We start from the raw sequence: 296 nt of genomic DNA on the forward strand, positions 1-296 counted from the left end.
ATCTTTATGGGATAGCCATATTCTTTTGGCAATACCCTGTTATTCCATGTCAATGTCAGCAATGTTTGTGAATGTAGTGCTGTCGCCATATCAATACTGGTGTAGTAACCATCGACGCAACGAAAACTGACGTATTTTGCCCGCATATCGGCACCAATCAGCGTCAGGAAATGCCGGAATGGTATCCCTCCCCATTTTCCTATTGCACTCCATCCTTCAACACAGATATGACGGGTTATCTGACTCACATGCTGCATGTTATACAATTCAGACAAAAACCAGTTACGGTTATCACG

1 protein-coding gene is annotated in these 296 nt (G+C 43.2%); it reads right to left on the reverse strand.

Features of this window, described 5'->3' with window-relative positions; genetic code table 11:
• On the reverse strand, nt 1-296 hold a 296-nt coding region (locus LZP73_RS20080), incomplete at both ends, for a molybdopterin-dependent oxidoreductase (protein ID WP_234236681.1).

The organism is Shewanella sp. AS16, from assembly GCF_021412365.1.
Lineage (GTDB): Bacteria > Pseudomonadota > Gammaproteobacteria > Enterobacterales > Shewanellaceae > Shewanella > Shewanella salipaludis.